Annotated in this window: 24 protein-coding genes and 1 tRNA gene; 14 read left to right on the top strand and 11 right to left on the bottom strand. The window is 62.2% G+C overall.

The window, feature by feature from the left end; genetic code table 11:
• Positions 1-20: 20 nt before the first annotated feature.
• On the bottom strand, positions 21-2,525 hold the full coding sequence (locus KHO30_RS30500) for a heavy metal translocating P-type ATPase (protein ID WP_425312922.1): 2,505 nt from the start codon (positions 2,523-2,525) through the stop codon (positions 21-23).
• 80 nt (positions 2,526-2,605) lie between these two features.
• On the opposite strand from KHO30_RS30500, the gene cadR reads away from it, so the two are divergent.
• From cadR to KHO30_RS30525, 5 genes are all read left to right on the top strand, one after another.
• Complete coding sequence (gene cadR / locus KHO30_RS30505; protein WP_093634609.1) at positions 2,606-3,037, top strand: Cd(II)/Pb(II)-responsive transcriptional regulator; 432 nt, start codon at positions 2,606-2,608, stop codon at positions 3,035-3,037.
• A gap of 111 nt (positions 3,038-3,148) precedes the next feature.
• Positions 3,149-3,349 (top strand): hypothetical protein, encoded by a 201-nt coding sequence (locus tag KHO30_RS30510; RefSeq protein ID WP_028197690.1) that lies wholly within the window; start codon positions 3,149-3,151, stop codon positions 3,347-3,349.
• A 53-nt stretch (positions 3,350-3,402) separates the two neighbouring features.
• Positions 3,403-4,806, top strand: a complete 1,404-nt coding sequence (gene dbpA, locus KHO30_RS30515; protein ID WP_093634610.1) for an ATP-dependent RNA helicase DbpA — start codon at positions 3,403-3,405, stop codon at positions 4,804-4,806.
• Positions 4,807-5,134: 328 nt separating this feature from the next.
• Positions 5,135-6,289 carry a pyridoxal phosphate-dependent aminotransferase gene (locus KHO30_RS30520; protein ID WP_211703184.1) on the top strand — a complete coding sequence of 385 codons (1,155 nt, stop codon included), beginning with the start codon at positions 5,135-5,137 and terminating at the stop codon, positions 6,287-6,289.
• 94 nt (positions 6,290-6,383) lie between these two features.
• Positions 6,384-7,178 carry an ABC transporter substrate-binding protein gene (locus tag KHO30_RS30525; protein ID WP_211703185.1) on the top strand — a complete coding sequence of 265 codons (795 nt, stop codon included), beginning with the start codon at positions 6,384-6,386 and terminating at the stop codon, positions 7,176-7,178.
• Position 7,179: 1 nt separating this feature from the next.
• Here the strand turns inward: KHO30_RS30525 and KHO30_RS30530 are convergent, their stop codons facing one another.
• Both KHO30_RS30530 and KHO30_RS30535 read right to left on the bottom strand, forming a co-directional pair.
• On the bottom strand, positions 7,180-8,559 hold the full coding sequence (locus KHO30_RS30530) for an FAD-dependent oxidoreductase (RefSeq protein ID WP_211703186.1): 1,380 nt from the start codon (positions 8,557-8,559) through the stop codon (positions 7,180-7,182).
• A complete protein-coding gene (locus KHO30_RS30535) occupies positions 8,556-9,215 on the bottom strand; it encodes a PadR family transcriptional regulator (protein WP_093634614.1) in 660 nt (219 codons plus the stop codon). The genes KHO30_RS30530 and KHO30_RS30535 overlap by 4 nt, the downstream gene beginning before the upstream one ends.
• 213 nt (positions 9,216-9,428) lie before the next feature.
• On the opposite strand from KHO30_RS30535, the gene KHO30_RS30540 reads away from it, so the two are divergent.
• Positions 9,429-10,274 (top strand): helix-turn-helix transcriptional regulator, encoded by an 846-nt coding sequence (locus KHO30_RS30540; RefSeq protein ID WP_211703187.1) that lies wholly within the window; start codon positions 9,429-9,431, stop codon positions 10,272-10,274.
• Between the two features lie 21 nt (positions 10,275-10,295).
• Here the strand turns inward: KHO30_RS30540 and KHO30_RS30545 are convergent, their stop codons facing one another.
• The 3 genes from KHO30_RS30545 to KHO30_RS30555 all read right to left on the bottom strand — a co-directional run bounded on the left by KHO30_RS30545 (position 10,296) and on the right by KHO30_RS30555 (position 11,921).
• Positions 10,296-10,883 carry a LysE family translocator gene (locus KHO30_RS30545; RefSeq protein ID WP_211703188.1) on the bottom strand — a complete coding sequence of 196 codons (588 nt, stop codon included), beginning with the start codon at positions 10,881-10,883 and terminating at the stop codon, positions 10,296-10,298.
• Positions 10,884-10,969: 86 nt separating this feature from the next.
• On the bottom strand, positions 10,970-11,710 hold the full coding sequence (locus tag KHO30_RS30550) for a UPF0149 family protein (protein WP_244864168.1): 741 nt from the start codon (positions 11,708-11,710) through the stop codon (positions 10,970-10,972).
• A 135-nt stretch (positions 11,711-11,845) separates the two neighbouring features.
• Positions 11,846-11,921, bottom strand: a tRNA-Lys gene (locus KHO30_RS30555).
• A gap of 202 nt (positions 11,922-12,123) precedes the next feature.
• Here KHO30_RS30555 and KHO30_RS30560 point away from each other — a divergent pair.
• Positions 12,124-12,528: a PaaI family thioesterase gene (locus KHO30_RS30560; protein ID WP_211703189.1), complete on the top strand. Its 405-nt coding sequence runs from the start codon at positions 12,124-12,126 to the stop codon at positions 12,526-12,528.
• A 44-nt stretch (positions 12,529-12,572) separates the two neighbouring features.
• A complete protein-coding gene (locus KHO30_RS30565; RefSeq protein WP_093634618.1) occupies positions 12,573-13,448 on the top strand; it encodes a patatin-like phospholipase family protein in 876 nt (291 codons plus the stop codon).
• A gap of 32 nt (positions 13,449-13,480) precedes the next feature.
• Here the strand turns inward: KHO30_RS30565 and KHO30_RS30570 are convergent, their stop codons facing one another.
• A complete protein-coding gene (locus KHO30_RS30570) occupies positions 13,481-14,494 on the bottom strand; it encodes a D-2-hydroxyacid dehydrogenase family protein (RefSeq protein ID WP_211703190.1) in 1,014 nt (337 codons plus the stop codon).
• 377 nt (positions 14,495-14,871) lie between these two features.
• Between KHO30_RS30570 and KHO30_RS30575 the strand changes: the two genes are divergently transcribed.
• Positions 14,872-16,740, top strand: a complete 1,869-nt coding sequence (locus KHO30_RS30575) for a phosphoenolpyruvate carboxykinase (GTP) (protein ID WP_211703191.1) — start codon at positions 14,872-14,874, stop codon at positions 16,738-16,740.
• Between the two features lie 12 nt (positions 16,741-16,752).
• On the opposite strand, the gene KHO30_RS30580 is transcribed toward KHO30_RS30575, so the two are convergent.
• On the bottom strand, positions 16,753-17,043 hold the full coding sequence (locus tag KHO30_RS30580) for a hypothetical protein (protein ID WP_211703192.1): 291 nt from the start codon (positions 17,041-17,043) through the stop codon (positions 16,753-16,755).
• Positions 17,044-17,081: 38 nt separating this feature from the next.
• Here KHO30_RS30580 and KHO30_RS30585 point away from each other — a divergent pair, with 38 nt between their 5' ends.
• The gene (locus KHO30_RS30585) at positions 17,082-18,182 is read left to right on the top strand and encodes a LysR family transcriptional regulator (RefSeq protein WP_211703193.1); all 1,101 of its coding nucleotides are present in this window, start codon (positions 17,082-17,084) and stop codon (positions 18,180-18,182) included.
• A gap of 150 nt (positions 18,183-18,332) precedes the next feature.
• Here the strand turns inward: KHO30_RS30585 and KHO30_RS30590 are convergent, their stop codons facing one another.
• The 3 genes from KHO30_RS30590 to dprA all read right to left on the bottom strand — a co-directional run bounded on the left by KHO30_RS30590 (position 18,333) and on the right by dprA (position 22,847).
• Positions 18,333-21,008 carry a DNA topoisomerase III gene (locus KHO30_RS30590; RefSeq protein WP_211703194.1) on the bottom strand — a complete coding sequence of 892 codons (2,676 nt, stop codon included), beginning with the start codon at positions 21,006-21,008 and terminating at the stop codon, positions 18,333-18,335.
• A 249-nt stretch (positions 21,009-21,257) separates the two neighbouring features.
• Positions 21,258-21,635 carry a thioredoxin family protein gene (locus tag KHO30_RS30595; RefSeq protein ID WP_097390883.1) on the bottom strand — a complete coding sequence of 126 codons (378 nt, stop codon included), beginning with the start codon at positions 21,633-21,635 and terminating at the stop codon, positions 21,258-21,260.
• Positions 21,636-21,725: 90 nt separating this feature from the next.
• Positions 21,726-22,847, bottom strand: a complete 1,122-nt coding sequence (dprA, locus tag KHO30_RS30600; protein WP_093634623.1) for a DNA-processing protein DprA — start codon at positions 22,845-22,847, stop codon at positions 21,726-21,728.
• Positions 22,848-23,090: 243 nt separating this feature from the next.
• Between dprA and def the strand changes: the two genes are divergently transcribed.
• The 4 genes from def (at position 23,091) to htpX (ending at position 26,326) form a co-directional block, all read left to right on the top strand.
• Positions 23,091-23,594, top strand: a complete 504-nt coding sequence (def, locus tag KHO30_RS30605; RefSeq protein ID WP_054037103.1) for a peptide deformylase — start codon at positions 23,091-23,093, stop codon at positions 23,592-23,594.
• 29 nt (positions 23,595-23,623) lie between these two features.
• Positions 23,624-24,610 carry a methionyl-tRNA formyltransferase gene (gene fmt / locus KHO30_RS30610; RefSeq protein WP_093634624.1) on the top strand — a complete coding sequence of 329 codons (987 nt, stop codon included), beginning with the start codon at positions 23,624-23,626 and terminating at the stop codon, positions 24,608-24,610.
• 113 nt (positions 24,611-24,723) lie between these two features.
• Positions 24,724-25,365 (top strand): LysE family translocator, encoded by a 642-nt coding sequence (locus tag KHO30_RS30615; protein ID WP_093634625.1) that lies wholly within the window; start codon positions 24,724-24,726, stop codon positions 25,363-25,365.
• A 103-nt stretch (positions 25,366-25,468) separates the two neighbouring features.
• Entirely contained in the window at positions 25,469-26,326 is an 858-nt protein-coding gene (gene htpX / locus KHO30_RS30620; protein ID WP_093634626.1) for a zinc metalloprotease HtpX, read from the top strand.
• Positions 26,327-26,409 lie beyond the last annotated feature (83 nt).

Below are 26,409 nucleotides of genomic sequence, written 5' to 3' on the forward strand. Positions count from 1 at the left end.
ACGGGCCTGCTGCCGCACACTTAACTGCGCAACAGCCGCAAGCCATTCGCCACCACCAGCAGGCTCGCGCCCACATCGGCGAATACGGCCATCCACATCGTGCCCAGACCCATCATCGTCAGCACGAGGAAGACGCTCTTGATGCCGAGCGCCAGTGTGATGTTCTGCACCAGCACCGAATGCGTTGCCTTCGACAAACGGATGAACTGCGGAATCTTGCGCAGATCGTCGTCCATCAAGGCGACGTCGGCGGTTTCGATTGCGGTGTCGGTGCCCATCGCGCCCATCGCGAAGCCGATGTCGGCGCGTGCCAGTGCCGGGGCGTCGTTGATGCCGTCGCCGACCATGCCCACCGTCGCGCCTTCCTGTGACCACTGCGCCACCGCGTTCAGCTTGTCTTCAGGCAACTGATTGCCGCGTGCTTCGTCGATACCGACCTGCTGCGCGATCGCGGCGGCCGTGTGCGGGTTGTCGCCGGTGAGCATGGCGGCGCGCACGCCGAGGCGCTGCAACTCGGCGATAGCGGTGCGGCTCGTGTCCTTCACCGTATCCGCGACGGCGAACAGCGCGAGCACACGTTCGGCATCCACCAGCATCACGACGGTTTTGCCTTGTCCCTCGAGCGTATCCAGCCGCGCTTCGAGCGACGCCGAGCAGCGCCCGAGCTCTTCGACCAGCCGATGATTGCCGAGCCAATACGGCAAGCCGTCGATGTCGCCGCGCACGCCGCGACCCGCCAGTGCCTCGAACGCCTCGACCGCGGCGCTGGTGCTAGCGATGCTGTCGCTTTTCGCCGCTGCCGCGATCGCCATCGACACCGGATGATCCGAGCGGCCCGCAAGACTCGCCGCGAGCGTCCTGCAACGAGCGACGTCGACGTCGGCCAGTATCTCGAACTCGGTTTGCACCGGCTTGCCGTGCGTGATCGTGCCGGTTTTGTCGAGCGCGAGCCGGCTCAGCTTGCGGCCCTGTTCGAGATAGGCGCCGCCTTTGATCAGGATGCCTTTGCGCGCGGCAGCCGCGAGGCCGCTGACGATCGTCACCGGCGTCGAGATCACCAGTGCGCACGGGCAGGCGATCACCAGCATCACCAGCGCCTTGTAGACCCATTCGTGCCACTGTCCGCCGAACAGCAAGGGCGGCAGCACCGCCACGGCGAGTGCGGCAACGAACACGATCGGCGTGTAGACACGCGCGAACTGATCGACGAAACGCTGCGTCGGCGCTTTGGTGCCTTGCGCTTCCTCGACCGCGTGGATGATGCGCGCGAGCGTGGTGTTGCTGGCCGCGGCCGTGACGCGGTAGTCGAACGAGCCGGTCTGATTGATCGTGCCGGCGAAGACCGCGTCGCCCACGGTCTTGTCGACGGGCAGGCTTTCACCGGTGATCGGCGCCTGATCGACGCTCGAGCGGCCCGCGACGATTTCGCCATCGAGCGCAATCCGTTCGCCGGGCTTCACACGCACCACCGCGCCGAGCGCGATCGCCTTAAGGTCCATGAGACGCCAGCTGCCGTCCGCCTGCTGCACGCTCGCCTGTTCGGGCGTGAGCTGCATCAGGCCCTGGATAGCATTGCGGGCGCGGTCGAGCGACTTCGCTTCGATCAGTTCGGCAATCGTAAAGAGCACCATCACCATCGCGGCTTCCGGCCACTGCTGCAGGATCAGCGCACCGGTTACGGCAATGCTCATCAGCGCGTTGATGTTGAGGTTGCCGTTGCGGATCGCGACCCAGCCCTTCTTGTAGGTCGTGAGGCCGCAGGAGGCGATCGCGAGGAGCGCCAGACCCGCTGCCAGCCAGACGGGAGCGCCAAGCCAGCCCGCAGCCTCTGAGCCCACCGCAGCGATGCCTGCGAGCGCCAGTGGCCACCACGGCTTGGACGGCGCGCGAGGGGCGGCTGCTGCCGTGTCCGGGTTCGCGTCTGCCAGTTCAGGCGTGAAGTCGAGCGAACGGATCGCGGCGAGGATCGTTTCCAGGGCGTCCGGCGCGTGCACGACGGTCAATACGCGCTGCATCAGGTTGAAGTCCATGCTGCGCACGGACGGCATGCGGCTGAATTTCTTGCGGATCAGCGCTTCTTCGGTCGGGCAGTCCATCTGCATGATGCGGATCGAGGTGCGCAGGTCGCTGCCGACGGCTTCCGATTGCGGGAGCTTGACCGGCGGGGCCGCAGCGTGCGCGGTTCCGCAGCAGGACGCCTCGGCGTGGCTGCGGGCGTGTGCGTGGTCGTGATTGAGCTCGTTCGCTGCGCCGCCATGGCTGCAGCTTTCACCGTGCTCGTGAGCCTGTGCATCGTGGTCATGCGCCTGGTCGGGGTCATGTGCTTCGCGGCCGTGACCGCAGCTTTCGCCGTGCTCGTGAGCGTCTTCACGAGCACCCGCCTCATGTCCGTGACCGCAGGATTCGGGATGACCGTGGCCATCCGCTTTCTCATCGGAATGGTCGCGGACATGCCCGTCATGCCCGTGGGCACTGGCTTTGGCCCGTTCCGGGCGATCCGCTTCGGCGAGGTTGGCGTGAGGCATGGGTGGCTTCCTGGTTCGATTTGTGGTCTAGTAAACACCTTGAAGCCACTACAAGGTCAAGGCCGCATTCCGGAGGGACCATGAAAATTGGCGAACTGGCGAAAATCGCCCACTGCACGACCGAAACCATCCGTTTCTACGAAAAAGAGGGCCTGTTGCCCGAAGCGGAGCGCACCGAAGCCAATTACCGCAGTTATTCGGCCCGACACGTCGAACGGCTGCGCTTCATCCGCAACTGCCGCGCGCTCGACATGACCCACGACGAAATCCGTGCGTTGCTGCGTCTAACAGACGCACCGGCAGACGGCTGCGGCGGCATCAATACCCTGATCGACGAGCACATTGCGCACGTCGACACGCGTATCGACGAATTGAAGCAACTGAAAGCGCAACTGACCACGCTGCGCGAGCAATGCCACGGCGAGCAGGCCGTTGAAGACTGCGGCATCGTCCAGGGCCTCACCGAAATGGACGTGGGCGCCACGCGCGCGCGGCATACGCATCTGGGTTAAAGCGCTCTGCCCATGCGGCCGGCGCCGCCGACCACGGCAGTGACAGCATTCCCGGCTGGGCCACTTATCCGGCTCACCCAATAAACAATCGAATCCAGTTGGAGAATCAACGTGTTTACCTGTAGAAACCAGCCCTGCGGCGAGCAGTGGGAAATGTCGGACGTCGTCATCAAGAATGAAGGGCAGGGGCTCCTGTTCCGTTGCCCGATGTGCGGCGCGCGCAATTACGTCGAACGTTTCGACGGGGAAGATGGCTCGGTGCTGTACGAGCAGATCGAAGGCCGTCCCGCCACCGGCCCCATGGCCGAGTAGTCCCTGGCCTTCAGTCTCTTCAGCCTCTTCCGTCGATAGCGAGCCCTCACCCTATGAACACTCCCACTCAAGCCGGCGCGCCGTTTAGCCAGCTACCGCTACCGCCCGCCACGCTCGCCAACCTGACGCAACTCGGCTATGTCGAGATGACGCCGATTCAGGCCGCGAGCCTGCCGATCGCGCTGGCGGGTAACGATCTGATCGCCCAGGCGAAAACCGGCAGCGGCAAGACCGCGGCGTTTTCGCTGGCGTTGCTCAACCGCCTCGATGTGCGCAACTTCGCCGTGCAGGCGATGGTGCTGTGCCCGACGCGCGAACTCGCCGACCAGGTCACGCAGGAAATTCGCCGTCTTGCGCGCGCCGAAGAAAACATCAAGGTGCTGACGCTGTGCGGCGGTACGCCGATGCGTCCGCAAACGGCCAGCCTCGAACACGGTGCACACATCGTGGTCGGCACGCCGGGCCGGATCATGGATCACCTCGAGCGCGGCAGCCTGCCGTTGCAGTCGCTCAACACGCTGGTGCTCGACGAAGCCGACCGCATGCTCGACATGGGTTTCTTCGACGACATCGCGACCGTTGTGAAGCAATGCCCGAAAGAGCGGCAAACGCTGCTGTTTTCCGCGACGTACCCCGAAGGCATCGTCAAACTCAGTCAGCAATTCCTGCGTAATCCGAAGGAAGTGAAGCTCGCCGAGCGGCACGACAACACGAAGATTCGCCAGCGCTTCTATGAAGTGACCGAGGACCAGCGTCTGCATGCCGTCGGTTTGTTGCTGAACCACTATCGTCCGGTGAGCACGCTGGCGTTCTGCAATACCAAGCAGCAGTGCCGCGATCTGCTCGACGTGCTGCGCGCGCAGGGCTTTCATGCGCTCGCGTTGCATGGCGAACTCGATCAGCGTGAACGCGATCAGGTGCTGATCCAGTTCGCAAACCGGAGTTGCTCGGTGCTGGTTGCGACGGACGTTGCCTCGCGCGGTCTCGACATCGCAGAGTTGGAAGCGGTGATCAACGTCGACGTGACGCCGGACCCGGAAGTGCACGTGCACCGCATCGGCCGCACGGGTCGCGCCGATCAGGAAGGCTGGGCGCTGAGTCTCGCCAGCATGAACGAGATGGGCCGCGTGGGCAGTCTCGAACAGGCGCAAAAGCGTGAGGTTGAATGGCACAAGCTGGCCGATCTCAAGCCGGCGAGCAACGAGCGTCTGCTGCCGCCGATGGAAACGCTGCAGATTCTCGGCGGCCGCAAGGAAAAGATCCGTCCGGGCGACGTACTCGGCGCGCTCACTGGCGAAGCAGGTTTCGCCGGTTCGCAGATCGGCAAGATCAACGTGACTGAAATGTCCACCTACGTGGCCGTGGAGCGCAGCGTCGCGCGCGAGGCACTGCGCAAGCTCAGCGGGGGCAAGGTGAAGGGCAAGAAGGTCAAAGTCCGGATGATGGACGACGCCTGATTGTCGATTAGTTTGCTTTTGACGGCTGCGACCGCCCGGTCGCAGCCGGGTTGGTCTGCAACACCGCCCCGCATCACATTACGTCATACCTCTGCTGTTTCCGGCGCTCCCCGTACGCCTGCATTTCTCCCGCCAAACCCCCGATTTCATTGCCATAGCCTGCTACAGCACGGCATTGCGCGAGCCATGACGTAAACGCATGCCGCGCATGACAAAGTTTCGATTGTGACGGTTCTTTGGCTGATGCCTAATCATCGAACCGGATGGGACCGCCGTGCTGTGGGCAGTCCGCGAATCCGCTGCCGGATGGAGAAAGGGAGAAAGCCTTATGCAGAGCGCCATGCAAGCTCGCTCGAAACTGCCTGATGTAGGCACGACGATTTTTACCGTGATCGGCCAACTGGCCGCGCAACACGATGCGCTGAACCTGTCGCAAGGTGCGCCGAATTTCGCGCCCGACGCGAAGCTGATCGACGGTGTCGCGCAAGCCATGCGCGCCGGTCATAACCAGTACGCGCCGATGGCCGGCATCGGCGCCCTGCGCGAAGCGCTCGCCGACAAGGTCGAGACGCTGTACGGCGTGCGCTACGACCCGTCGAGCGAAGTCACGGTGATCGCCAGCGCCAGCGAAGGCCTGTATTCGACGATCAGCGCATTGGTGCATCCGGGCGATGAAGTGATTTACTTCGAGCCGTCATTCGATAGCTACGGCCCGATCGTTCGCCTGCAAGGCGCAACGCCGATCGCGATCAAACTGTCGCTTACCGATTTCCGCGTGGACTGGGACGAGGTCACCGCCGCGATCACGCCGAAGACGCGCATGATCATCATTAACACGCCGCACAACCCGACCGCGACCGTGTTCAGCGAGGCCGACATCGCGCGTCTGAAGGCCGTGACGCGCAACACCGACATCGTGATTCTCGCCGACGAGGTCTACGAACACGTGGTGTTCGACGGCGCCAAACATCAAAGCATGGCCTGCGATTCTGAACTCGCTGAACGTAGCGTGATCGTGTCGTCATTCGGCAAGTCGTATCACGTGACTGGTTGGCGCGTGGGCTATTGCCTCGCGCCCGCTGCGCTCATGGACGAGATCCGCAAAGTCCATCAGTTCATGGTGTTTTCTGCTGATACGCCGATGCAGTACGCGTTTGTCGATGCGCTGGCCAATCGCGAGAGCTACCTCGGCCTGTCCGCGTTCTATCAGAAGAAGCGCGATCTGCTCGCCCATGCGTTGCGCGAGTCGCGCTTCGAATTGCTGCCGAGCGAAGGCAGCTTCTTCATGCTCGCGCGTTTCCGCGGTTTCTCCGAGGAAAGCGATAGCGACTTCGTGCTGCGCCTGATTCGCGATGCGCGTGTCGCGACGATTCCGCTGTCGGCGTTTTATACCGACGGCACGGATTCAGGTTTGATCCGCCTGAGCTTCTCGAAAGACGACGCGACCTTGATCGAAGGCGCGCGACGTCTGTGCGAAATCTAATTTGACAGCAGTATGATCGTCGCGCGGTCACGTCGTTACGCATCAGCGCGCAGCATACTGCGTTACAACAATATCGAAGGAAAAGGGACCCGTTATGAAATTGCTCAAGCCTCTATTGGCGCTGGCCTGCGCATTCGCGTCGATCGCTGCATCGTCAGCCGCGATCGCCGCCGACACCTCGACGCTGCGTTTCGGACTCGAGGCGCAGTATCCGCCGTTCGAATCGAAAGGGCCGAACGGTGAGTTGCAAGGTCTCGACATCGACGTCGGCAATGCCGTGTGCGTCGCTGCGCACATGACGTGCAAATGGGTCGAAACCTCGTTCGACGGCTTGATTCCCGCGCTGCAAGGCCGCAAGTTCGACGCGATCAACTCAGCGATGAACGCCACCGAGCAGCGCCGTCAGGCGATCGATTTCACAACCGTTGTGTATCGCGTGCCGACGCAACTGATCGCGAAGCGCGACAGCGGTTTGCTGCCGACGTCGGAATCGTTGAAGGGCAAACGCGTCGGCGTGTTGCAGGCGTCGATTCAGGAAACCTTCGCGAAGGCGCATTGGGAACCGGCGGGTGTCACCGTCGTGCCGTATCAGGATCAGAACCAGGTCTATACGGATCTGCTGGCGGGCCGACTCGATGCGACGCTCGTTCTCGCGCCGGCCGGTCAGACGGGATTTCTGTCGAAGCCTACCGGCAAGGACTACGCGTTCGTCGGGCAGCCGGTGCGCGATGACAAGATTCTTGGCAGCGGCATCGCCTACGGGATCCGCAAGGGCGACACCGCGTTGCGTGATCAACTGAACGCGGCGATTGCGAAGGTCCAGGCCGACGGCACGGTGAAGACGCTGGCGGCGAAGTATCTCGGCAATATCGACATCACGCCGAAGTAACTTATTGACCGTATTGCTGATCGTGCGCGGCGGGTGCCGCATTGCGATCGACGCCGCGAAATTCGTTCTCGGCGTCGATCATGCGGCGCTTGAGCATCGGCACGTTGTTGACTACGCGCAAGCTCGTGCGCATGGCGCTCAACGCCATTCTTCCGACCACCGGCCGATGCAACGCGCCGCGCGCGTCGAACTGCTTGCGCGATTCCGCGACCGCATGAAAACCGTAGCGACGCATCTCCTCCTCGTAACCCGCGACGGCGTCGTAGCCCGACAGCTTGCCCTGTTGGGCGTCGGCGAGACGCGCGGCGAGTAGTGCGGCATCACGCAGCGCGGTGTTCGCACCGACGCCGCGGCCCGGCGTCATCAAATGCACGGCGTCACCCAGAACCGTGACGTTGGTGGTCGGCCATGCATCGACAGGCACCGACGTGCGCACATCGACGCTGAAAGTGGTGGAAGGATCCGATGCGCGAATCAGGGCGCGCAGATTGGGATGCCAGCCATCGGTGATCTGCGTCGCGAGTGCGAGTAACGCGGCCGGTCCGAGCGATTTGGGATCGGCCGGCAAGTTGTGCAGTGCGCCCCAGACACCCCACATCAGATAGTCGCGCGTGTTGTCGTAGAGCAATCCGGGCCAGCCCGAGAGCAACTCGGCGTCGCTGCTGCCGATGCCCTCCTTCATTCCGCCGCCGTCCGCGCGCCACGGAAATTCCATCACATGGATGATCCCGCCATAGCCCTTCGGTGCATTGATTAACGTCATGCCGTCGAGCACCTTGGGCGGCAGCAGCGCGCGTGATGTTTCGTCCATCGGCACCTTCGCGCCGATGCTGACGATGCCGGTGTTTTCAAGCTTCGCGTGCGGCAGGAGTTGGCGGCGCACCTTCGAACGCGCGCCGTCCGCACCGACGAGCAGATCGGCGCTCACGTGCGTGCCATCCGCGAAATGCGCGGTGACGCTGCCGTCGTCGTTCTGCTCGTACGACGTGAATGTCTTGTCGAAGTGCACTTGCGCTTCGAGACCTGTCAGCAGGACTTGCCTGAGCGTCATCCGGCTGACCGATTTGCCGCCGCTCATCGATTCGTCTTCAAGCGGCACCGTGAGCAATTCGGTCATGCGCTCGGTCAGGATGTTGAAGCGGCCGGGTGTACGCGCGCAGGTCGCGAGAAAGGTCGCGTAGAGTTCGGGTGGAAGACACGCTTCCAGCGACGCGAGCCCGTGCGGATTGATGCCGACGCGATAGCCCTGCAAACCGTCCGCGCGCGTGCGGTCGCGTTCATAGACATTCACGTTGATGCCGGCGCGCTTCAAGCCGTGCGCCAGACAGAGGCCGCCCGTGCCGGCCCCGATCACGATCACCTCCATGGGTTCACGACTCATGACTTCGCCTCCTTCTTTGCGGCAGGTTGGACAAGCCGGTACTTGTATTCACCGGCCGGCAGCGTGAAACGTTGAGCGATTTCTTCTATCCATTCCTGGCTCCAGGTGAGCGTGCCAGCTTTCAGATCGGTCACCACGCTGCGAACCCATTCCAGCTCGACAACGAGTTGCGCGCGCACGAGTTCAACTTCGAGCAGGAACAGCCGCGGCACTTCCATCTGGGTGGCTTGTGCGGTGGCTTCATCGAGCCGGGCCAATTCCCGCTCAAGCGCGCCGATGCGGGTATCGAGCTGACGGCACACGTCTTCGGGCGAGAGCAGAGGCAAGAGCGAGAGCGCGGCCGGAAACGCCGGGAAATCGCGGGTGCGCTGCGCAAGCTGTTCGCGCAGCCAAAGACGCCCGGTGTCGCGGCCGGCTTCGGTGATTTCGTAGACCGTGCGTTCGGGGAACGCGCCGTCGCGCTCCGTCTCGCGGATGGCGATCAGATCGCCGCGCACCAGGCGATCGATGGTCTGGTACAGGCTGTTGCGCTGGCCGACGTTAATGACCTCGTCCTTGCCGCGTGCCTTGATGAGCTGCTGCATCCGATACGGATGCATCGGCGCTTCAGTCAGCATGGCGAGAACGGCGAGGGCGAGCGGAGAGTGGCGGACCATGGTTAAAGTGGCTGCAGGCTAGTCTTTGTTTATCTAGTCATAATATAACTATGTGTTTTGAGATTGGCAAGCATGGAATTCTGGGATTTCCTGCGGGGGCGATGCTTTCAACGCTGGTCCGTGGCGGTTTGGACCGTTACGATGTGGTTCGCGCCGACTGTGCCGCGGCGACGAAGTTGCGACGGAATAAAGCGCCTGACCGAGGAGCACGAGATGAGCGGGACGAATGACCGGAGTGATGCAGCGGTGATGGCGGCGGCGCCGAAATTCTGGCGCGACGACGCGTTGCCGTTCATCGAGGCGCGTTCCATCGAAGACGGCCGCGAGGTCTGCTATGCCAAGCACTCGCACGAGACGTTCTCGATCGGCGCCGTCACCGGCGGCCGTAGCGTGTACTTGAATCGTCACGCGAGTGAATGGATCGGCGCCGGTGCGGTCGTGATGATGAATCCGGACGACGTGCACGCGTGCAACCCGGTTGCCGACGAGCGCTGGTCGTATCGGATGCTGCATGTGGACGTTGATTGGCTCACGGGTCTGCAACACGACCTGGGTTTCAGCGACAACCGCGCGTTTCGCGCTTTCTCGCAGACCATGACGACGGACCCGGCGTTGTTCGACGGTTTGAACCGTCTCTACACGATCCTCGTCGACGATGACAGCGAACTCATGCGCAAGGAAAGCGCTGCGCTTACTTTCTTCTCGGAAGTACAACAGAAGTTGAATCCAGCGCCCTTGCCGGATCACGATGCGAGCAGCCAACTCGCGCGAGCCGCGGAATTCATCGCCGAAAATTGCACCCGTCCGTTGAAGCTCGAAGATGTCTGCGAGGCAGCTGAGCTATCCGCTTCGCACCTGATCCGCGCGTTCAAACAGCGTTACGGCATGACGCCGCACGCGTATCTGATCAACCGACGCATCCAGTTCAGCCGCGCGCAACTCCGGCGCGGCCACCCGATCGCGGATGTTGCCCTCGATGCCGGCTTCGCCGATCAGGCGCATTTGCAGCGGACGTTCAAGCGGCTGGTCGCGGCAACGCCGGGGCAGTATCGCAGTTGAATTGCGGACGCGTGTTTCGCGTCACGCTATCAGCAGATACAACGCGCTAGCCGCGAGCAAAGCCGCCATCACACGATTGAAAAACCTCACGCGCTTCGGCTCCTGCAAGTATCGACGCAGGAACGTGCCGGCATACGCCCAGCTGGCAATCGACAGATAGCAAACCACGAAGTACACGACGGTGAATTGCCAGACGAGTCGGCCGTCGCCATCGGCCGCGTAGGCACCCATGCCGGCTAGCGACGCGAGCCACGCTTTCGGATTGAGCCATTGCATTGCCGCGCCGTAGGCGAAGGAGGGTCCGCGGCTGGGTTTGTCCGCGCCGAGCTTGCCGTCATCGACGGCGAGTTTGTAGGCCATGTAAAGCAGGAACCCGACGCCGGCCCATTTGACTATGTCGATCAGATTGGGGAAATGCGCGAGCAATTCGTGCAGCCCTAGACCGATGAGCAACAACAGCAGCGTGAACCCGACGGTCGCACCGGTCACATGCCGCATGCTCGCGGCGAATCCATGTTGTGCGCCGGCGCTCAGCGCGACGACATTGACCGGCCCGGGTGAAATCGACGAGGCCAAGGCGAAGGCGGCCATGGAGAGTAAGACGGTCATCTGATGCCTCGATACGTGAGTGCGCAGGATTTGCGACGCTCAACGGTATCGGGCAGTGGGGTGGGGTGTATTGAAGGAAATGACTTTCAGTGAAGCTCCGCCGCAGCGCCGCAGCATTTCTTGAATTTCTTGCCGCTGCCGCAAGGACAGGGGTCGTTGCGTCCGACTTTGGGTTCAGTGCGCTGCATCGCGGCGGCGAGCTTTCGCTCATGGACTGCCTGACGGTGGGGCAGCCAGAAACGATAGATCGCGGCGATGCTGGCGGGAATCTGTTTGGTGAGGACTTCCCGCTGTTCTGCCGTGGCGATCAACTGCTGCTCTTCCGGCAGAATCTCGTCCGAGCCCATCAGATACAGCGGATTCAGCCATTCCCGGCCCTGCTCGTTATCGAACAGCGCTTGCCAATCTGCCCGAACCAGCATGAGGCCTTCCATGAAGCCCAAAGCCCACGCTTCGCCGTCGAGGTATTCGCGGTCGCCTATCCGCCTAAAGGCAAGCACTGGTTCGAAATCGTCCGGGTCGTCTTCGAGGCTGGTGATGATGCCGTTCATGTCCCGCAAGATCAGTCCGAGAATATGCTGCGCCTGATCCGTTGTCTCGAATTTGGGAGCGTCATCCTCGTTCGGGCCCCAGACTCGTGGCAGCCAGTAACTTGGCGGTACGGTAGTGGGGCCGATGGCCAAGGCGGTCAGATAGCCGTCCAGGCCCATGATTGTTAGGGTCTCGTCCGACGTCTGGTCGGAAGTCAGAAAGTCATCGAGTTCTTCGAACTCTTTTTCGGAGAGCGGGGCACCCAGATCCCCGGGGCGTAATTTTGACTTGGACATAGTGCGATTCCGGCGTTTTGGATCGTGGGTTCCCGATGGCATGTCGGGGGAATGCGGAGCCGGTATTTTCGCACCGCACCGGCGCTGAAAAGCAAAAAGCCCAGTCGCAAGGACCGGGCTTTTTGTTGAATGCTTTGGTGGGGCGTGAGTGACTCGAACACTCGACCTACGGATTAAGAGTCCGCTGCTCTACCAACTGAGCTAACGCCCCCAACAGAAGCGAAATTATGCCGAAACTTTCCGAGATTGCCAAGCCCCTTTAGCAGATTTCTTAAAAAATCTGGAAGGGCGGCGACCCGGCACTCGAGCTGCCAGCCTTGAGGCAGCGGGAAGGCGCGCGGTTCTCCGTGCCGGTATCATGTCGCGGATACCTGCCGCGCGAAGCGTCGCGCGGCTTTCGACCGGGGACCGCCATGGATGATAAAGAGATTAACGAGCTGCTCGACCGCATCCTCGCGCCCTGGGTCCGCGCGCTTACGCTGACTCCGGTCAAGGTCGACGAAGAAAGTGCGACCTTGCGCCTGCCGTTTTCCGGCGGACTGCGCCACTCCGGCGGCGTGATCTGCGGCCAGGTATTCATGGCGGCCGCCGACACGGCAATGATCGTCGCGATTTCGGCCGCGCTCGGCGGTTTCAAGCCGATGAGCACCGTCTCGCTCAACATCAGTTTCATGCGCGCGGTCCGCAACGGCGACGTGCTGGTCACCGCGCGCGTGCTGCGCATGGGCCGTAATCTCGTGTTCGGCGAAGTCGAGTTATTCGACGAAGCCGGCAACATGGCCGTCCACGCCACCACCACCTACGCGCTGCTCGACTGACACCTGAAACGGGCCAGCAAGCTGTATTAGAGGAAAAAGCCAAGATGTTCGATCAGGTCGTATTCGCCGGCGGCGGCAATCGCTGCTGGTGGCAGGCGGGATTCTGGGACGTGGTGCAGCCGGAGCTGGATATCCGGCCGCGCGTCATCGCCGGCATTTCGGCCGGCGCCGCCACTGCGTGCATGCTCTACACGCGCGATTCCGACTGGGTCATGCGCTATTACGAAGACGCGCTGCGCCACAACACCCGCAATGCCTACTGGGGCAATCTGCTGCGTGGCGAATCGGTGTTTCCGCACTACCGGATCTACCGGCAGGCGCTGCTCGATATCTATCGCGACAAATTTTCCACGCTCGCCGACGCGCCCGAAATCCGCATCGGCGTGTCGCACCTGCCGCGCTGGCTTGGCGCGCGCAGTGCCGTTGCCGCAGGCCTGATCGCGTACAACATCGAGAAATACGTACGCAAAACGCTGCATCCGACCTTGGGTCAGACGCTCGGCTTTCATCCGGAATTCGTGCGAGCGCAGGATTGCGCGAGCGTCGAGGACCTCGCCGATCTGATCCTGCAATCGTCGAGTACGCCGCCGTTCACGCCGGTTCTACGGCGCAATGGCCGGCCGGTGCTGGACGGCGGGATGGTCGACAACGTGCCGGTCGGCGCGCTCGACGCCGATGCGCCCGGCAATGTGCTGGTGATGGTCACGCGCCTTTATCCGCGGCCGCAGATGTTCGTCGTGCCGCACGGCGTGCAGCAACGGCTCTACGTGCAGCCGTCGCGCAAGGTGCCCATTTCGAGTTGGGACTACACGAGCCCCTCGCAGATGGTGCACGCGTACAACCTCGGCCGCGCCGACGGCGAGACCTTTCTGGAACGCATGCCCGATCTGCTGGAAGCCGGTGCGCACGAAGCGCGCTGAGGCGGGTAGTGGCGCGGGACTAACGCCGAAAATTAACGCCGACGCCCGCCCTGCAACGCTTCCGGATTCGCCACGCTGGACGTATCGCCGGCGTCGAAAGCCAGAATGTTCTGGAATGCAGCGGTGAAATACAGTTCGTAGCTCTCGCGTTCCACGTAGCCGATGTGCGGCGTGCAGATCACGTTCTCCATGCGCAGCAGGCTGTAGCCCTGCAGAATCGGCTCGCTTTCGTAGACGTCGATCGCGACCATCCCCGGACGGTTGTGCGACAACGCATTGACGAGCGCATTGTCGTCGAGCAATTCGGCCCGGCTCGTGTTCACGAGCAACGCGGTCGGCTTCATCCGCATCAGGTCTTCCTGCTTGACGATGCCGCGCGTGTCGTCATGCAGTCGCAGGTGCAACGACAGCACGTCGCTCTGCTCGAACAAGGCCTCGCGGCTCTCGGCCACGCCAAAGCCGTCCAAGCGAGCCGCTTCACGCGAATGCTCGCGGCCCCAGATCAGCACGTTCATGCCGAATGCCTTGCCGTACCCGGCAAGCAGGCGGCCGATCTTGCCGTAACCCCAAATCCCCAGCGTTTGACCGCGCAGCACCTGGCCCAAACCGAAGTTCGGCGGCAGCGCAGATGTCTTCAAACCGGACTGCTGCCAGGCTCCTTGCTTAAGGTTTGCTACGTATTGCGGAATCCGTCGTTGAGCGGCCATGATGAGGGCCCAAGTCAGTTCGGCCGGTGCGATCGGTGAGCCGCTGCCTTCCAGCACGGCAATGCCGCGCTCGGTACAGGCTGCCAGATCGATATGGCTGGAGACTTTGCCGGTTTGGCTGATCATGCGCAAACGCGGCAATTTATCGAGTAGTTGCGAGTTGATGCGGGTACGTTCGCGAATCAGGACGAGTGCGTCGACTTCGGAAAGACGGCTCGCCAACTGGCCGAGACCGCGGACGGTGTTGTTGAAAACCTTGACCTCATGGTCGGCCAGCAGTTGAAAGCAGTCGAGCTTGCGGACGGCGTCCTGGTAATCGTCGAGGATGGCAATCTTCATGGTATGTGTCTTGCGGTGCACCATAGCGGTGCGGAACCGAGTGTTATGCTGACTGTCCCACCATGTGACCCAGGTCACATGCCGGTCTGGCTGAATGCCTTACTGTAGAAGCTGCCGCGTAGAACGGCAGCGCCACGGCAAGGCCGATTGACATCGTTTTTAACAGTTTGTTGCGTGTTGAGGCAAGTCGCTTTACAGACGGTTGCAGACGACCGTCGGCTGGAACCTCCGCGCAACGGGCTGTGTAGCCCATGATGACCTGCACAAATTACGCGTCGGCTTGCAGGAATGTCGTCGCGATGAATTGAACGCCTCTCGCATGCAGCGTCACTGGGCTTGTACCGTTTTTCTATTGCTTTCAAAACGGAGACAGGTCGATGAATCATCCCTCATTCGAAGGACAGCCCACTATCGAGGCGTCCGCAGGGGCACCCGAGTGGGTCAAGCACCGAAAACTGATCGAATGGGTCCAGCGCGTTGCCGCCGTGACCCAGCCCGATCGAATCGTCTGGTGCGACGGTTCACAGGAAGAGTACGACCGCCTGTGTGCCCAGATGGTCGAAGCCGGCACCCTCAAGAAGCTCAATCCCGCCAAACGTCCCAATTCCTATCTCGCATGGTCCGATCCGTCGGACGTGGCGCGTGTCGAAGATCGCACTTACATCTGCTCGCAGCGTCGTGAAGATGCCGGGCCAACTAATAACTGGATCGAACCGGCTGAGATGCGCGCAACGCTCAACGGCCTCTTCGACGGCGCCATGCGCGGCCGCACCATGTACGTGGTGCCGTTCTCGATGGGGCCGCTCGGTTCGCCGATCGCGCACATCGGCGTCGAGTTGAGCGACAGCCCGTACGTGGTCACCAACATGCGCATCATGACGCGTATGGGGCGCAAGGTGTACGAGGTGCTGGGCGAAGACGGCGAGTTCGTGCCGTGCGTGCACTCGGTCGGCGCACCGCTCGCGGCGGGCGAGAAAGACGTGCCGTGGCCGTGCAACGACACCAAATACATCGTCCATTTCCCTGAATCGCGCGAAATCTGGAGTTACGGCTCGGGCTATGGCGGCAACGCGTTGCTCGGCAAGAAGTGCTTCGCGCTGCGTATCGCGTCGACGATGGGCCGTGCTGAAGGCTGGCTCGCAGAGCACATGCTGATTCTCGGCGTGACGTCGCCGCAAGGACAGAAGCATCACGTCGCGGCGGCGTTTCCGTCGGCGTGCGGCAAGACCAACTTCGCGATGCTGATTCCGCCGGAAGGTCTGAACGGCTGGGAAATTTCCACGATCGGCGACGATATTGCATGGATCAAGCCGGGTAAGGACGGCCGTCTCTACGCGATCAACCCGGAGGCGGGGTATTTCGGCGTCGCGCCGGGCACAAGCGAAAAGACCAACTTCAACGCGATGGCCACGCTGAAGGAAAACGTCATCTTCACGAACGTCGCGCTGACCGACGACGGCGACGTCTGGTGGGAAGGCATGACCGACGAGCCGCCCGCGCACCTGATCGACTGGCAGGGCAAGGACTGGACGCCGGCGAGCGCGAAGGAGAGCGGGCGCAAGGCCGCGCACCCGAACGCGCGCTTCACAGCGCCGGCTTCGCAATGTCCGTCGATCGATGCCGACTGGGAGAACCCGGCGGGCGTCGCGATCGACGCGTTCATTTTCGGCGGCCGCCGTTCGACCACCGTGCCGCTCGTCACCGAAGCGCGCAACTGGGTTGAAGGCGTCTACATGGCGGCCACCATGGGCTCGGAAACGACCGCAGCGGCGGCGGGGCAGCAGGGCGTGGTGCGCCGCGACCCGTTCGCGATGCTGCCGTTCTGCGGCTACAACATGAGCGACTACTTCGGGCACTGGCTGAACACCGGCGAGCGTCTCGAGAGACTGAACGCGAAGCTGCCGAAGATTTTCTGCGTCAACTGGTTCCGCAAGGGCGCGGACGGCAAGTTCGTCTGGCCGGGCTTCGGCGAGAACATGCGCGTGTTGAGCTGGATGGTCGGGCGTATCGAAGGCAAGGCGCAAGGTGAAGAACACGCGTTCGGCGTGTCGCCGCACTATGAAGACCTCGACTGGAGCGGCCTGGATTTCAGCCGCGAACAATTCCAGCAGGTGATCTCGGTCGACGACGCAGCCTGGCGCGCCGAACTCGCGCTCCATACCGAGCTATTTGACACATTGCAGCAAGGTCTGCCGCCGGCTTTGACAGAGACCAAGCTCGCGCTCGAAGGAAAGCTCGCTGCCTGATTAGGTGAGTGGTCACTTCGCACGGAAGCCGCCTTCGGGCGGTTTTTCTTTTCCGATCCGGCCCCGCATTACGACTTTTTCGCATTTCATAATGCCGGACGACCGTTGCATCTGTTCGAACAAAAAAGGCAGTGCAAGCTGCGCTGCAGCAGATTGTTGCTCTTGTCGGAACAATCGAAGGTCGTGCCCCGCACTGGGGAACACAGTCGCACAAATTTCGACAATATTTCGTCTTTCGCGGGCAACTTCTGCACGATTTCGCGAGTCGTAGGAGAATTCCAAGTTCGCTTCACTGGTTTTCACTAATTGTCAGGAAGCTGTAACACGGCAGGAGTTGTCTTATGGATCATTTGCAGTCGATGCGAGTTTTCGTCAAAGTGGCGGATCTCGGCAGTTTTGCCCGCGCTGCGAGCGCGATGGATATTTCCAACGCAGTTGCCACCCGTCACGTTGCCGATCTCGAAGGCCGTCTTGGTACGCGGCTGCTCAATCGCACAACCCGCAGCTTGTCTCTGACCGAATCCGGTCAGGTTTATCTAGAGCGCGCGCGCCAGATTCTCGACGAACTGGAAGACGTCGAGCAGATGGTGGTCGCACGCAATCACGAACCCGTCGGCACGTTGCGAATAGTTGCGCCGGTCGTGTTCGGGTTGCATAACCTTGCGCCTGTGCTGCAAACCTACGCAGAGCGCTATCCGAAAGTCATTCCCGATGTCACGCTGGTCGACCGTCAGGTTGATCTGGTCGAAGAAGGTTTCGACGTTGGCGTGGTGGTCACACGGCAGATGCGCAGCGCGAGCATTGTCACGCGGCGTTTGACCACCGGTTGCATGACAGTGTGCGCGACGCCTGCGTATCTGGAAAAGCACGGCACGCCCACGCGTCCCGAGCATCTGCTCGAGCACCCGTGCCTGAGCTTGCCGTCCGAGTATTGGGGTGACGAGCGCGTGTTCACGGGTTCGGAAGGCGAAGTGCGCGTGCGGCCGGTCAACGTTATCGTGGCGAACAACACGGAGATGCTGCGGCAGTTCGCGCTGCTCGGCATGGGTATCGCGATTCTGCCGAGCTACCTGATTGGCCGCGACATGACGCGCGGCAGGCTCGTGCGTTTGCTCGGCGATTTCCGTTTGCCGCAGGTCGAGATCAATATCGCGTATCCGAGCCGCCGTCACTTGCCGGCCAAGGTGCGTACGTTCATCGATCATCTGGTCGAGCATTTCAGCCAGACGCCGAACAGTCTGCTCGGTGAGCAGTGGATCAAGGACGGGCTTGGCAGGCCCGCCACGTCCGCCGCGCTCGATTCAGCGGATCCCATGCCGCCGGAAGCATTCGATGGCGCTGAGCCGCTGTCACGGCTGCTGGATAGCGAGTTATCGCCGCTGCCGAAGACTTTGACGAAGACGACGAATCGTCCGCGGCCTACCGCTCTGTCGCCGCTGTAACGATTCGGGCGAAGGTGCCGGTAGCGCTTGAGATAAGCGCAGTCGGGCCGACAAATAAAAAGGCGCAGTCACGTAAGTGACTGCGCCTTTTTTATCGGCAAGTTCGGAGTTGGCCGGAAGCTGAATACCCTCCTCCGGCTTCCGCCCGAATTACGATCCCGTCTTGCGCGCTACCGCTTTCTTGGCCGGCGCCTTCTTGGCTGCGGCGGTTTTCGCTGCCGCAGTCTTCGCGGCCGGTGCTTTCTTCGCCGCGGCCTTCTTCGCGGGCGCCGCCTTTACTGCGACCGGTGCGTCTTCGTCATCAGACTCCGGCGCAGCCTTCGCTGCCGTCTTCGCCGCCGCGGTTTTCGCTGCGGTCTTGGCCGAAGGCTCTTTCTTCTCGAATTCGAAGCCGATCTTGCCGTCGTTCTGCTTGACGAGGAACGCCTTAAAGTTGCGGCCGGTGCGCGACGACTTGAAGTTCGTCAGCAGGTCGGTGCGTCCTTCCTCGAGCAACTTCGACATCTGCTCACGCGCGATTTCCTGCTGCAGAATCACCTTGCCCGAGCGGAAGTCGCAAGTCTTCGGATTGGCAACCGAGTTCTCGCAGACATAGCTCATGCCATGTTCGAACACGCGACCCTTGCACTTCGGGCATGAGCCGACTGCCTCCTGATCGGAGAAGTCAGGCGGTTCGCCGTCTTCGCCGCCGGAGTCCTGGCCGAAGTCGAATTCGAGCTTGTAGTTCTTGATCTCGTCATCGAGCGAGAGCTTGAGGATCGCCGAGAACGGACGGCCCATCTTGCTGCGGAAACCCGACAGCGGTCCGATGGTCTTGTTCTGCAGCAGCTCTTCAACTTCCGGGATTTCGAACTGACGGCCGCCCGGAATCTTCGAGATCGAAAACTCGCACTTCGAGCACGCAAAGCGCCGGTAGTTTTCCTTCACCTGACCGCCGCAATTCGGACACGGCGTTTGCAACGTCGCGTAATCGCCCGGGATCGTGTCGGAATCGTATTCCTTCGCGCGCTTGACGATGGTTTGCGTCATGCGGGCGATTTCCTGCATGAACGCGTCGCGCGGCAGGTTGCCACGCTCCATTTGCGAGAGCTTGTATTCCCACTCGCCGGTCAATTCCGGCGCGGTCAGTTCCTTCACGCCGAGGCCGCGCAGCAGTGTCATCAGCTGGAATGCCTTGGCGGTCGGAATCAGATCGCGGCCTTCGCGGATCAGATACTTTTCGCCAAGCAGCCCTTCGATGATGGCAGCGCGCGTGGCTGGCGTGCCGAGCCCCTTGGCCGCCATGGCTTCGCGCAACTCGTCGTCTTCGACCAGTTTGCCCGCGCCTTCCATGGCCGACAGCAAGGTCGCTTCGTTGTAGCGTGCGGGCGGTTTCGTCACCAGTTGCTGGGCGGCGATCTTGTCCGTCTTGACCTTCTCGTCCTTCTGCACCGGCACGAGGTTCGCGTCTTCCCCGCTGATTTCGCGGCCGTAGACCTGCAACCAGCCCGGTTCGACCAGCACCTTGCCTTCAGTCTTGAAGTGATGACCGACCACTTCCGTGATCCGCGTCGTCACCCGGTACTCAGCGGCCGGGAAGAACACCGACAGGAAGCGCTTCACGACCAGGTCGTAGAGCTTCTGTTCCGGTTCGGACAGATTCTTCGGCGCCTGCGCCGTCGGGATGATTGCGAAGTGGTCGCTGATCTTCGAGTTATCGAAGATGCGCTTGTTCGGTTTCACCCAGCCCTTGTCGAGCACCTGCTTGGCATACGGGAGATAGTTGTTGCTCTCCTTGAGCATGCCCAGCGTTTCCTTGACCGTATCCATATAGTCTTCCGGCAACGCGCGCGCGTCGGTCCGGGGATAGGTCAGCACCTTGTGCTTTTCGTACAGCGCCTGAGCGAGGCCCAACGTGTTCTTCGCCGAGAAGCCGAAACGGCCGTTGGCTTCACGCTGCAAACTGGTCAGGTCGAACAGCGCCGGCGACAGTTGCGTGGACGGCTTCGATTCTTCGGTTACCTTGCCGATCTGGCCGCGGCAGGCGGCGACGATCGTTTCGGCCGCGGGCAGTGCCCACAGGCGCGAATCGCGTTTTTCAGGATCGAACTCGTCGCGCTTGAATTGCGGATCGAACCAGCGGCCTTCGTAGAAACCGGCCGCGCAGACGAACTCCGCCTTCACTTCCCAGTAATCGCGCGGCACGAAGCGGCGAATCTTTTCTTCGCGTTCGACGACGATCGACAGCGTCGGCGTCTGCACTCGCCCGACCGTGGTCAGGAAGAAGCCGCCGCCCTTGCTGTTGAACGCGGTCATGGCGCGCGTGCCGTTGATGCCGACCAGCCAGTCCGCTTCCGAGCGGCAGCGCGCCGCATCGGCGAGTGGCTGCATTTCTTCGTCGCTGCGCAGACGGGCAAAGCCGTCGCGAATCGAGCCGGCTGTCATCGACTGAAGCCACAGGCGCTGTACCGGTTGCTTGGCTTTCGCGTGTTGCGCGATCAGGCGGAAAATCAGCTCGCCCTCGCGCCCCGCGTCACATGCGTTAATAAGGCGATCGACGTCTTTACGCTTGAGCAGCTTGGTCAGCACCTTCAGGCGCGACTCGCTCTTGGCGATCGGATTCAGATCGAAATGCGGCGGAATGACGGGCAGGTTGGCGAAACTCCACTTGCCGCGCTTGACTTCATAGTCTTCGGGCGCGGCAATTTCCAGCAAGTGGCCGACTGCCGAGGAAAGGACGTAGTCGTCGCTTTCGTAGTATTCGTCATGCTTGGTAAAGCCGCCCAAAGCCCGCGCGATGTCGTTCGCGACGGAAGGCTTTTCGGCGATGATCAGTGCTTTGGACATGACTCGATGTGAGGTTGGTAGATCCGGGTTGATGGCCTTGAGTGCGCATTTATTAGCGCGACCCTCGTTTGCGACCTTTGCGACCCAATAACGACCGCTTTATAGCACACGGCGCCAACGCGGCGTGTCAAGTGCCATAAAAAGCGCGCCATGATAATTGCGCGCTCAGTAACTGGGCAAGCTGCGGAAAACGCGCTGTGTGTCGCTCGCAACGCCCGTGCCGCAAGGTTCAGCGGCCGGCGGCCACAGTCACGCGACGGCGAGCGCGGGCCGCAGTTTGGGTGCGCCGCTGACGCCGGGCACGGCCGTCAGATCGGACAACATCCGCTCCACAATCGCCGCCTGCGGCAAAACCGTGCCAAAAAAACGTGTCGTTACTGAGTCTTCGATCAGGATGGTCGGGAAATTCTCGACATCCAGATCGTCGAAGCGGTCCGCATGCGTTTCGATGTCGATCCATGCGAAACAGATCTCCGGATGCTTATCGGCCAGCCGGTCGAAGGCATCCCGATACTCACGGCACGTCCCGCACCACTCCGCGCACAGGCAGGCAACGAACAGCGTGTCGGGTTCGTTGACGCGCTCGGCGATCCGGTCTTGGTCGGTGTCGAGATTCAGCGCGGGCATGGTCGTTCCTTGCGTACTTTTGTCAGGTGCTTTGGCGCGAATGTAGCATGGCCGATCCCGAATGGTGGTCAACCCATGGTCCATGCGGGGTCAGCCGTGGGTGGCTCGCGTGAAGCGGCCGCCGGGCAGCGCGGTCACCTGGCCGGCGAGTTCGAGCTGCAGCAGCGTGTTTTGCAATGCCGCGTCCCCCATCTCGGTACGGGTGGCAAGAATTTCAAGCGTGGCGGGGGCGTGGCCGAGTGCGTCGAGGAGTTGCAACGCCTCTGCGCTCATGGCCGGCGGGGCTGTGGGTGATGCCGGCGCAGTTGCTACGGGCTTCGCGATGCCCAATTCTTCCAGCACCTCATCGGGCGTTTCCACCAGCTTGGCGCCCTGCTTGATGATTCGATGACAACCGCGCGACAAGGGCGCATGGATCGAGCCGGGCAGGGCGAAGATATCGCGCCCCATTTCATTGGCAAGCCGAGCTGTGATCAGCGAGCCCGAGCGCATGGCGGCCTCGACGATCACAACCCCGCTGACGAGGCCGGCGATCAAACGGTTGCGTTGCGGAAAATTGGCGGCGCGCGCCGGCGTGCCGAGCGGCCATTCCGAAAGGATCGCGCCTTGTGTTGCAATCTGCCGCGCCAGTGCATGATGCGCGGCCGGATACACGAGGTCAGCTCCGGTGCCGATCACGGCCACCGTACTACCGGCGCCTTCCAGGCCGCCTCGATGCGCGGCACCGTCGATGCCCAGCGCGAGCCCGGAAACGATCGTGACACCGGCCTGCGAAAGCTCACGCGCAAAGCGCTCCGCGTCCTCCGCGCCTTGCGGCGTCGCGCTGCGGCTGCCCACCAGCGCGACCGCCTTCGTATGCAACAGCTCGAGCCGGCCCTTTATATATAGTAGTGGCGGCGGATCGGGCATGGTCAGCAGCGCGGGCGGGTAGGCGGGGTCGTCGAGTGTCACCACGTGGTTGCCGGGCAGCTCGCTCCATGCGATCACCGCGTCGAGTTGCGCGTCGAAATCCGGGCCGGACGGCGCCAGCACGGCGCGCGCCGCGGCCTCGCCTGCGAACTCGGCAAGCGCCTCGGGCGATTGATTGAAGATCGCTTCCGGCAGTCCGAAAGCACCCAGCAGTAGGCGCAGGGCAGCGGGCTTCAGCCCCGGCGCGAGCGAAAGCCGCAGCCAGGCGGCGAGTTCAATATGGGTTGCGGGTAAGGTATCCATTGACGGTCGATCCTCTTACTGGGCCAGCGGGCAGGCGGGCGCCATGCTAAAATTTTCATCATCCGAAATAACTGCAGCGCCGCGCCCACCCGCGCGGGCTCGTCGTTTGGCGCACGTGGCGCGTTGAATCGAACCGGTTCGACAGCCTCTATCCTCTGCGTAACGCGATGTGCCCACAACCTGGCCGAATGGCCAACGCTAGCCTTCCACCGGCAGCGGCGCCGAAAAAACACACTCAAGATCATGGCTTTACTGAACATTCTCAATTACCCGGACAAGCGGCTGCACAAGATTGCGAAGCCGGTCGAAGTCGTCAACGACCGCATCCGCCGGCTCGTCGCCGACATGTCCGAAACGATGTACGCCGCGCCCGGCGTCGGCCTCGCTGCGACCCAGGTGGACGTGCATGAACGCGTGATCGTGATCGACGTGTCGGAAACGCACGACGAACTGCTCGCCTTCATCAATCCGGAAATCATCTGGTCGAGCGACGAGAAGAAGTTGTCGGAAGAGGGCTGCCTCTCGGTACCGGGCATTTACGACAACGTCGAGCGTGCCGAGAAAGTGCGCGTGCGGGCGCTGAACGAGAAGGGCGAAACCTTCGAGCTGGATTGCGAAGGCTTGCTGGCCGTGTGCATTCAACACGAAATGGATCACCTGATGGGCCGCGTGTTCGTCGAGTACCTGTCGTCGCTCAAGCAGACGCGCATCAAGAGCAAGATGAAGAAGCTCGCCCACGCGATGTAACGCGCGTCCACCTCGCCTACTGCCCCTTCATGAGTCATTCGTTGCGCGTCATCTTTGCCGGTACGCCGGAGTTCGCCGCGGCCGCGCTGGCCGCGATTCACAGCGCCGGTTTTCCGGTGCCGCTCGTGCTGACGCAGCCCGACCGGCCCGCGGGGCGCGGGATGAAATTGCAGGCGAGTCCGGTCAAGCGCTACGCGCAGGAACACGGGCTTGCCGTGGCGCAGCCGCCTTCGCTGCGCCGCGTCGGCAAATATCCGGCCGAAGCCGCCGCCGCGATCGACCAACTGCGTGCCACGCCACACGACGTAATGGTGGTGGCCGCTTACGGTCTGATCCTGCCGCAGGAAGTGCTCGATATTCCACCACTGGGCTGTATCAACATTCACGGGTCGTTGCTGCCGCGCTGGCGCGGCGCCGCGCCGATCCACCGCGCGATCGAGGCGGGCGACACGGAAACCGGCATCACGCTGATGCAGATGGACGTTGGTCTCGATACCGGCGCGATGATTTCCGAAGCGCGCACGCCGATCTCCGCCGACGACACCACGGCCACCCTCCACGATCGTCTCGCACAGGACGGCGCGAAGCTGATCGTCGAAGCGCTGATCGAACTCGAGCGCAGCGGCAAGCTGGCGGCAACGCCGCAACCCGCGGACGGCGTGACTTACGCGGAAAAGATCGGCAAGCACGAGGCTGCGCTCGACTGGCGTAAGCCGGCTGCGGTCCTCGCGCGTCAGGTACGTGCGTTCGACCCGTTCCCCGGTGGCGTGGGCACGCTGGAAGACGGTACGTCGATCAAGATCTGGGCAGCCGTCCCGGTCGAGGCACAAGGCAACACAGCGCCCGGCACGATCGCCGACGTTTCTCCGGAAGGTGTCGTGGTTGCCTGCGGCGAAGGCGCCCTGCGTCTCACGCAATTGCAAAAACCCGGCGGCAAGCGCTTGCCGGTGCGCGAATTCCTGGCCGGCGCCACGCTGGCCGCGGGTCAGCGTTTCCAGCTGCCCGAAGCAAAATAACCGCCTTGCGCATAGCTTGAACATCGTCCGTTCGGCCGATGTTCAACAGCCACGCTGCAAGCCACCAGCGCGTTAGAATCCTCTATGCAACAGCCCGCGTTTAGAGGATCTTCATGTTTGGCATCACCCATTTCGAGTTTTTCGTCGTCGCCGTCTTTCTGCTGAATGTGACGCCCGGTCCCGATACGGCATACATCGTCGGGCGTAGCGTCGCTCAGGGGCGTGGCGCAGGGCTGATGTCCGCGCTCGGCATTTCCGCCGGTTGCTGCGTTCATTCGCTTGCCTGCGCGTTCGGCTTGACGGCGCTTCTGGCCGCTTCAGCCACGGCATTCACGGTCATCAAGTTCGTCGGTGCTATTTATCTGATGTATCTCGGCGTGCGCCTGATTTTCGTCAAACCGGCGGCGGATCAGGCGGCGGGCGAAGCGCGCGCGGCCGGCGCGCCGAAATCGTTGCGTCAGTTGTTCCTGCAAGGCTTCTGGACCAATGTGCTGAATCCCAAGGTCGTGCTGTTCTTCGTGTCGTTCTTTCCGCAATTCGTCACAACCGGCAGCGACCATAAGGCATTGGCGTTCCTCACGCTCGGCGGGGTGTTCGTCGTGATGAGCATGATCTGGAACAGTTTTGTCGCGTGGGTTGCCGGCAGCGTGACCCAGCGCTTCTCCGGCCAGCCGCTGGTGAAGCGGTGGCTGGATCGCGGCGTCGGCGGCGCATTCGTCGGCTTGGGTATCAAGCTCGCCACTGCATCAAGATGATTGAATTTTCCTCGCGCGCCCATATCTAACATTTCGCTTACAATCAGCCGCCGCGATCACGCGGCGCAGATATGAACCCGCGTTAGGGCAAGGAGTAGCAGACATGTTCAATTGGGTCAAAACCGCGATGTTGATGGCCGCGATCACGGCCCTTTTCATCGTGATCGGCGGGATGATCGGCGGATCGCGCGGTATGACAATCGCGCTCGTGATCGCCCTTGGGATGAATTTCTTTTCGTACTGGTTCTCGGACAAGATGGTTCTGCGCATGTACAACGCGCAGGAAGTCGACGAAAACAGTGCGCCGCAGTTCTATCGCATGGTGCGCGAGCTTTCCACGCGTGCCGGCCTGCCCATGCCGCGCGTCTACCTGATCAACGAAGACGCACCGAACGCGTTCGCCACCGGCCGCAATCCGGAGCACGCGGCGGTTGCCGCCACCACTGGCATCTTGCGTGTGCTGTCCGAGCGCGAAATGCGTGGCGTGATGGCGCACGAACTGGCGCACGTGAAGCACCGTGACATCCTGATCTCCACGGTGTCGGCGACCATGGCCGGCGCCATTTCCGCACTGGCGAACTTCGCGATGTTCTTCGGCAGCCGTGACGAAAACGGCCGTCCCACGAACCCGATTGCGGGCATCGCTGTGGCGTTGCTCGCGCCGATCGCCGGTGCGCTGATTCAGATGGCGATTTCGCGTGCGCGTGAATTCGAAGCGGACCGTGGCGGCGCGCAGATTTCCGGCGATCCGCAGGCGCTCGCCTCGGCGCTCGACAAGATCCATCGCTACGCGAGCGGCATTCCGTTCCCCACCGCCGAGCAGCATCCGGCCACCGCGCAGATGATGATCATGAATCCGCTGGCGGGCGGCGGCATCGCGAATCTGTTCTCGACGCACCCCGCCACCGAGGAACGCATTGCGCGTTTGATGGAAATGGCGCGCACGGGGCGCTTCGAGTAACGGGCGCACCGATCCGTCGATCTGGCGTGACGAAAGGCGAGTCTGCGGGCTCGCCTTTTTTGTTCAAGCGCGACCGCCAGTCC

The organism is Paraburkholderia aspalathi (genome assembly GCF_905220735.1).
GTDB lineage: Bacteria > Pseudomonadota > Gammaproteobacteria > Burkholderiales > Burkholderiaceae > Paraburkholderia > Paraburkholderia aspalathi.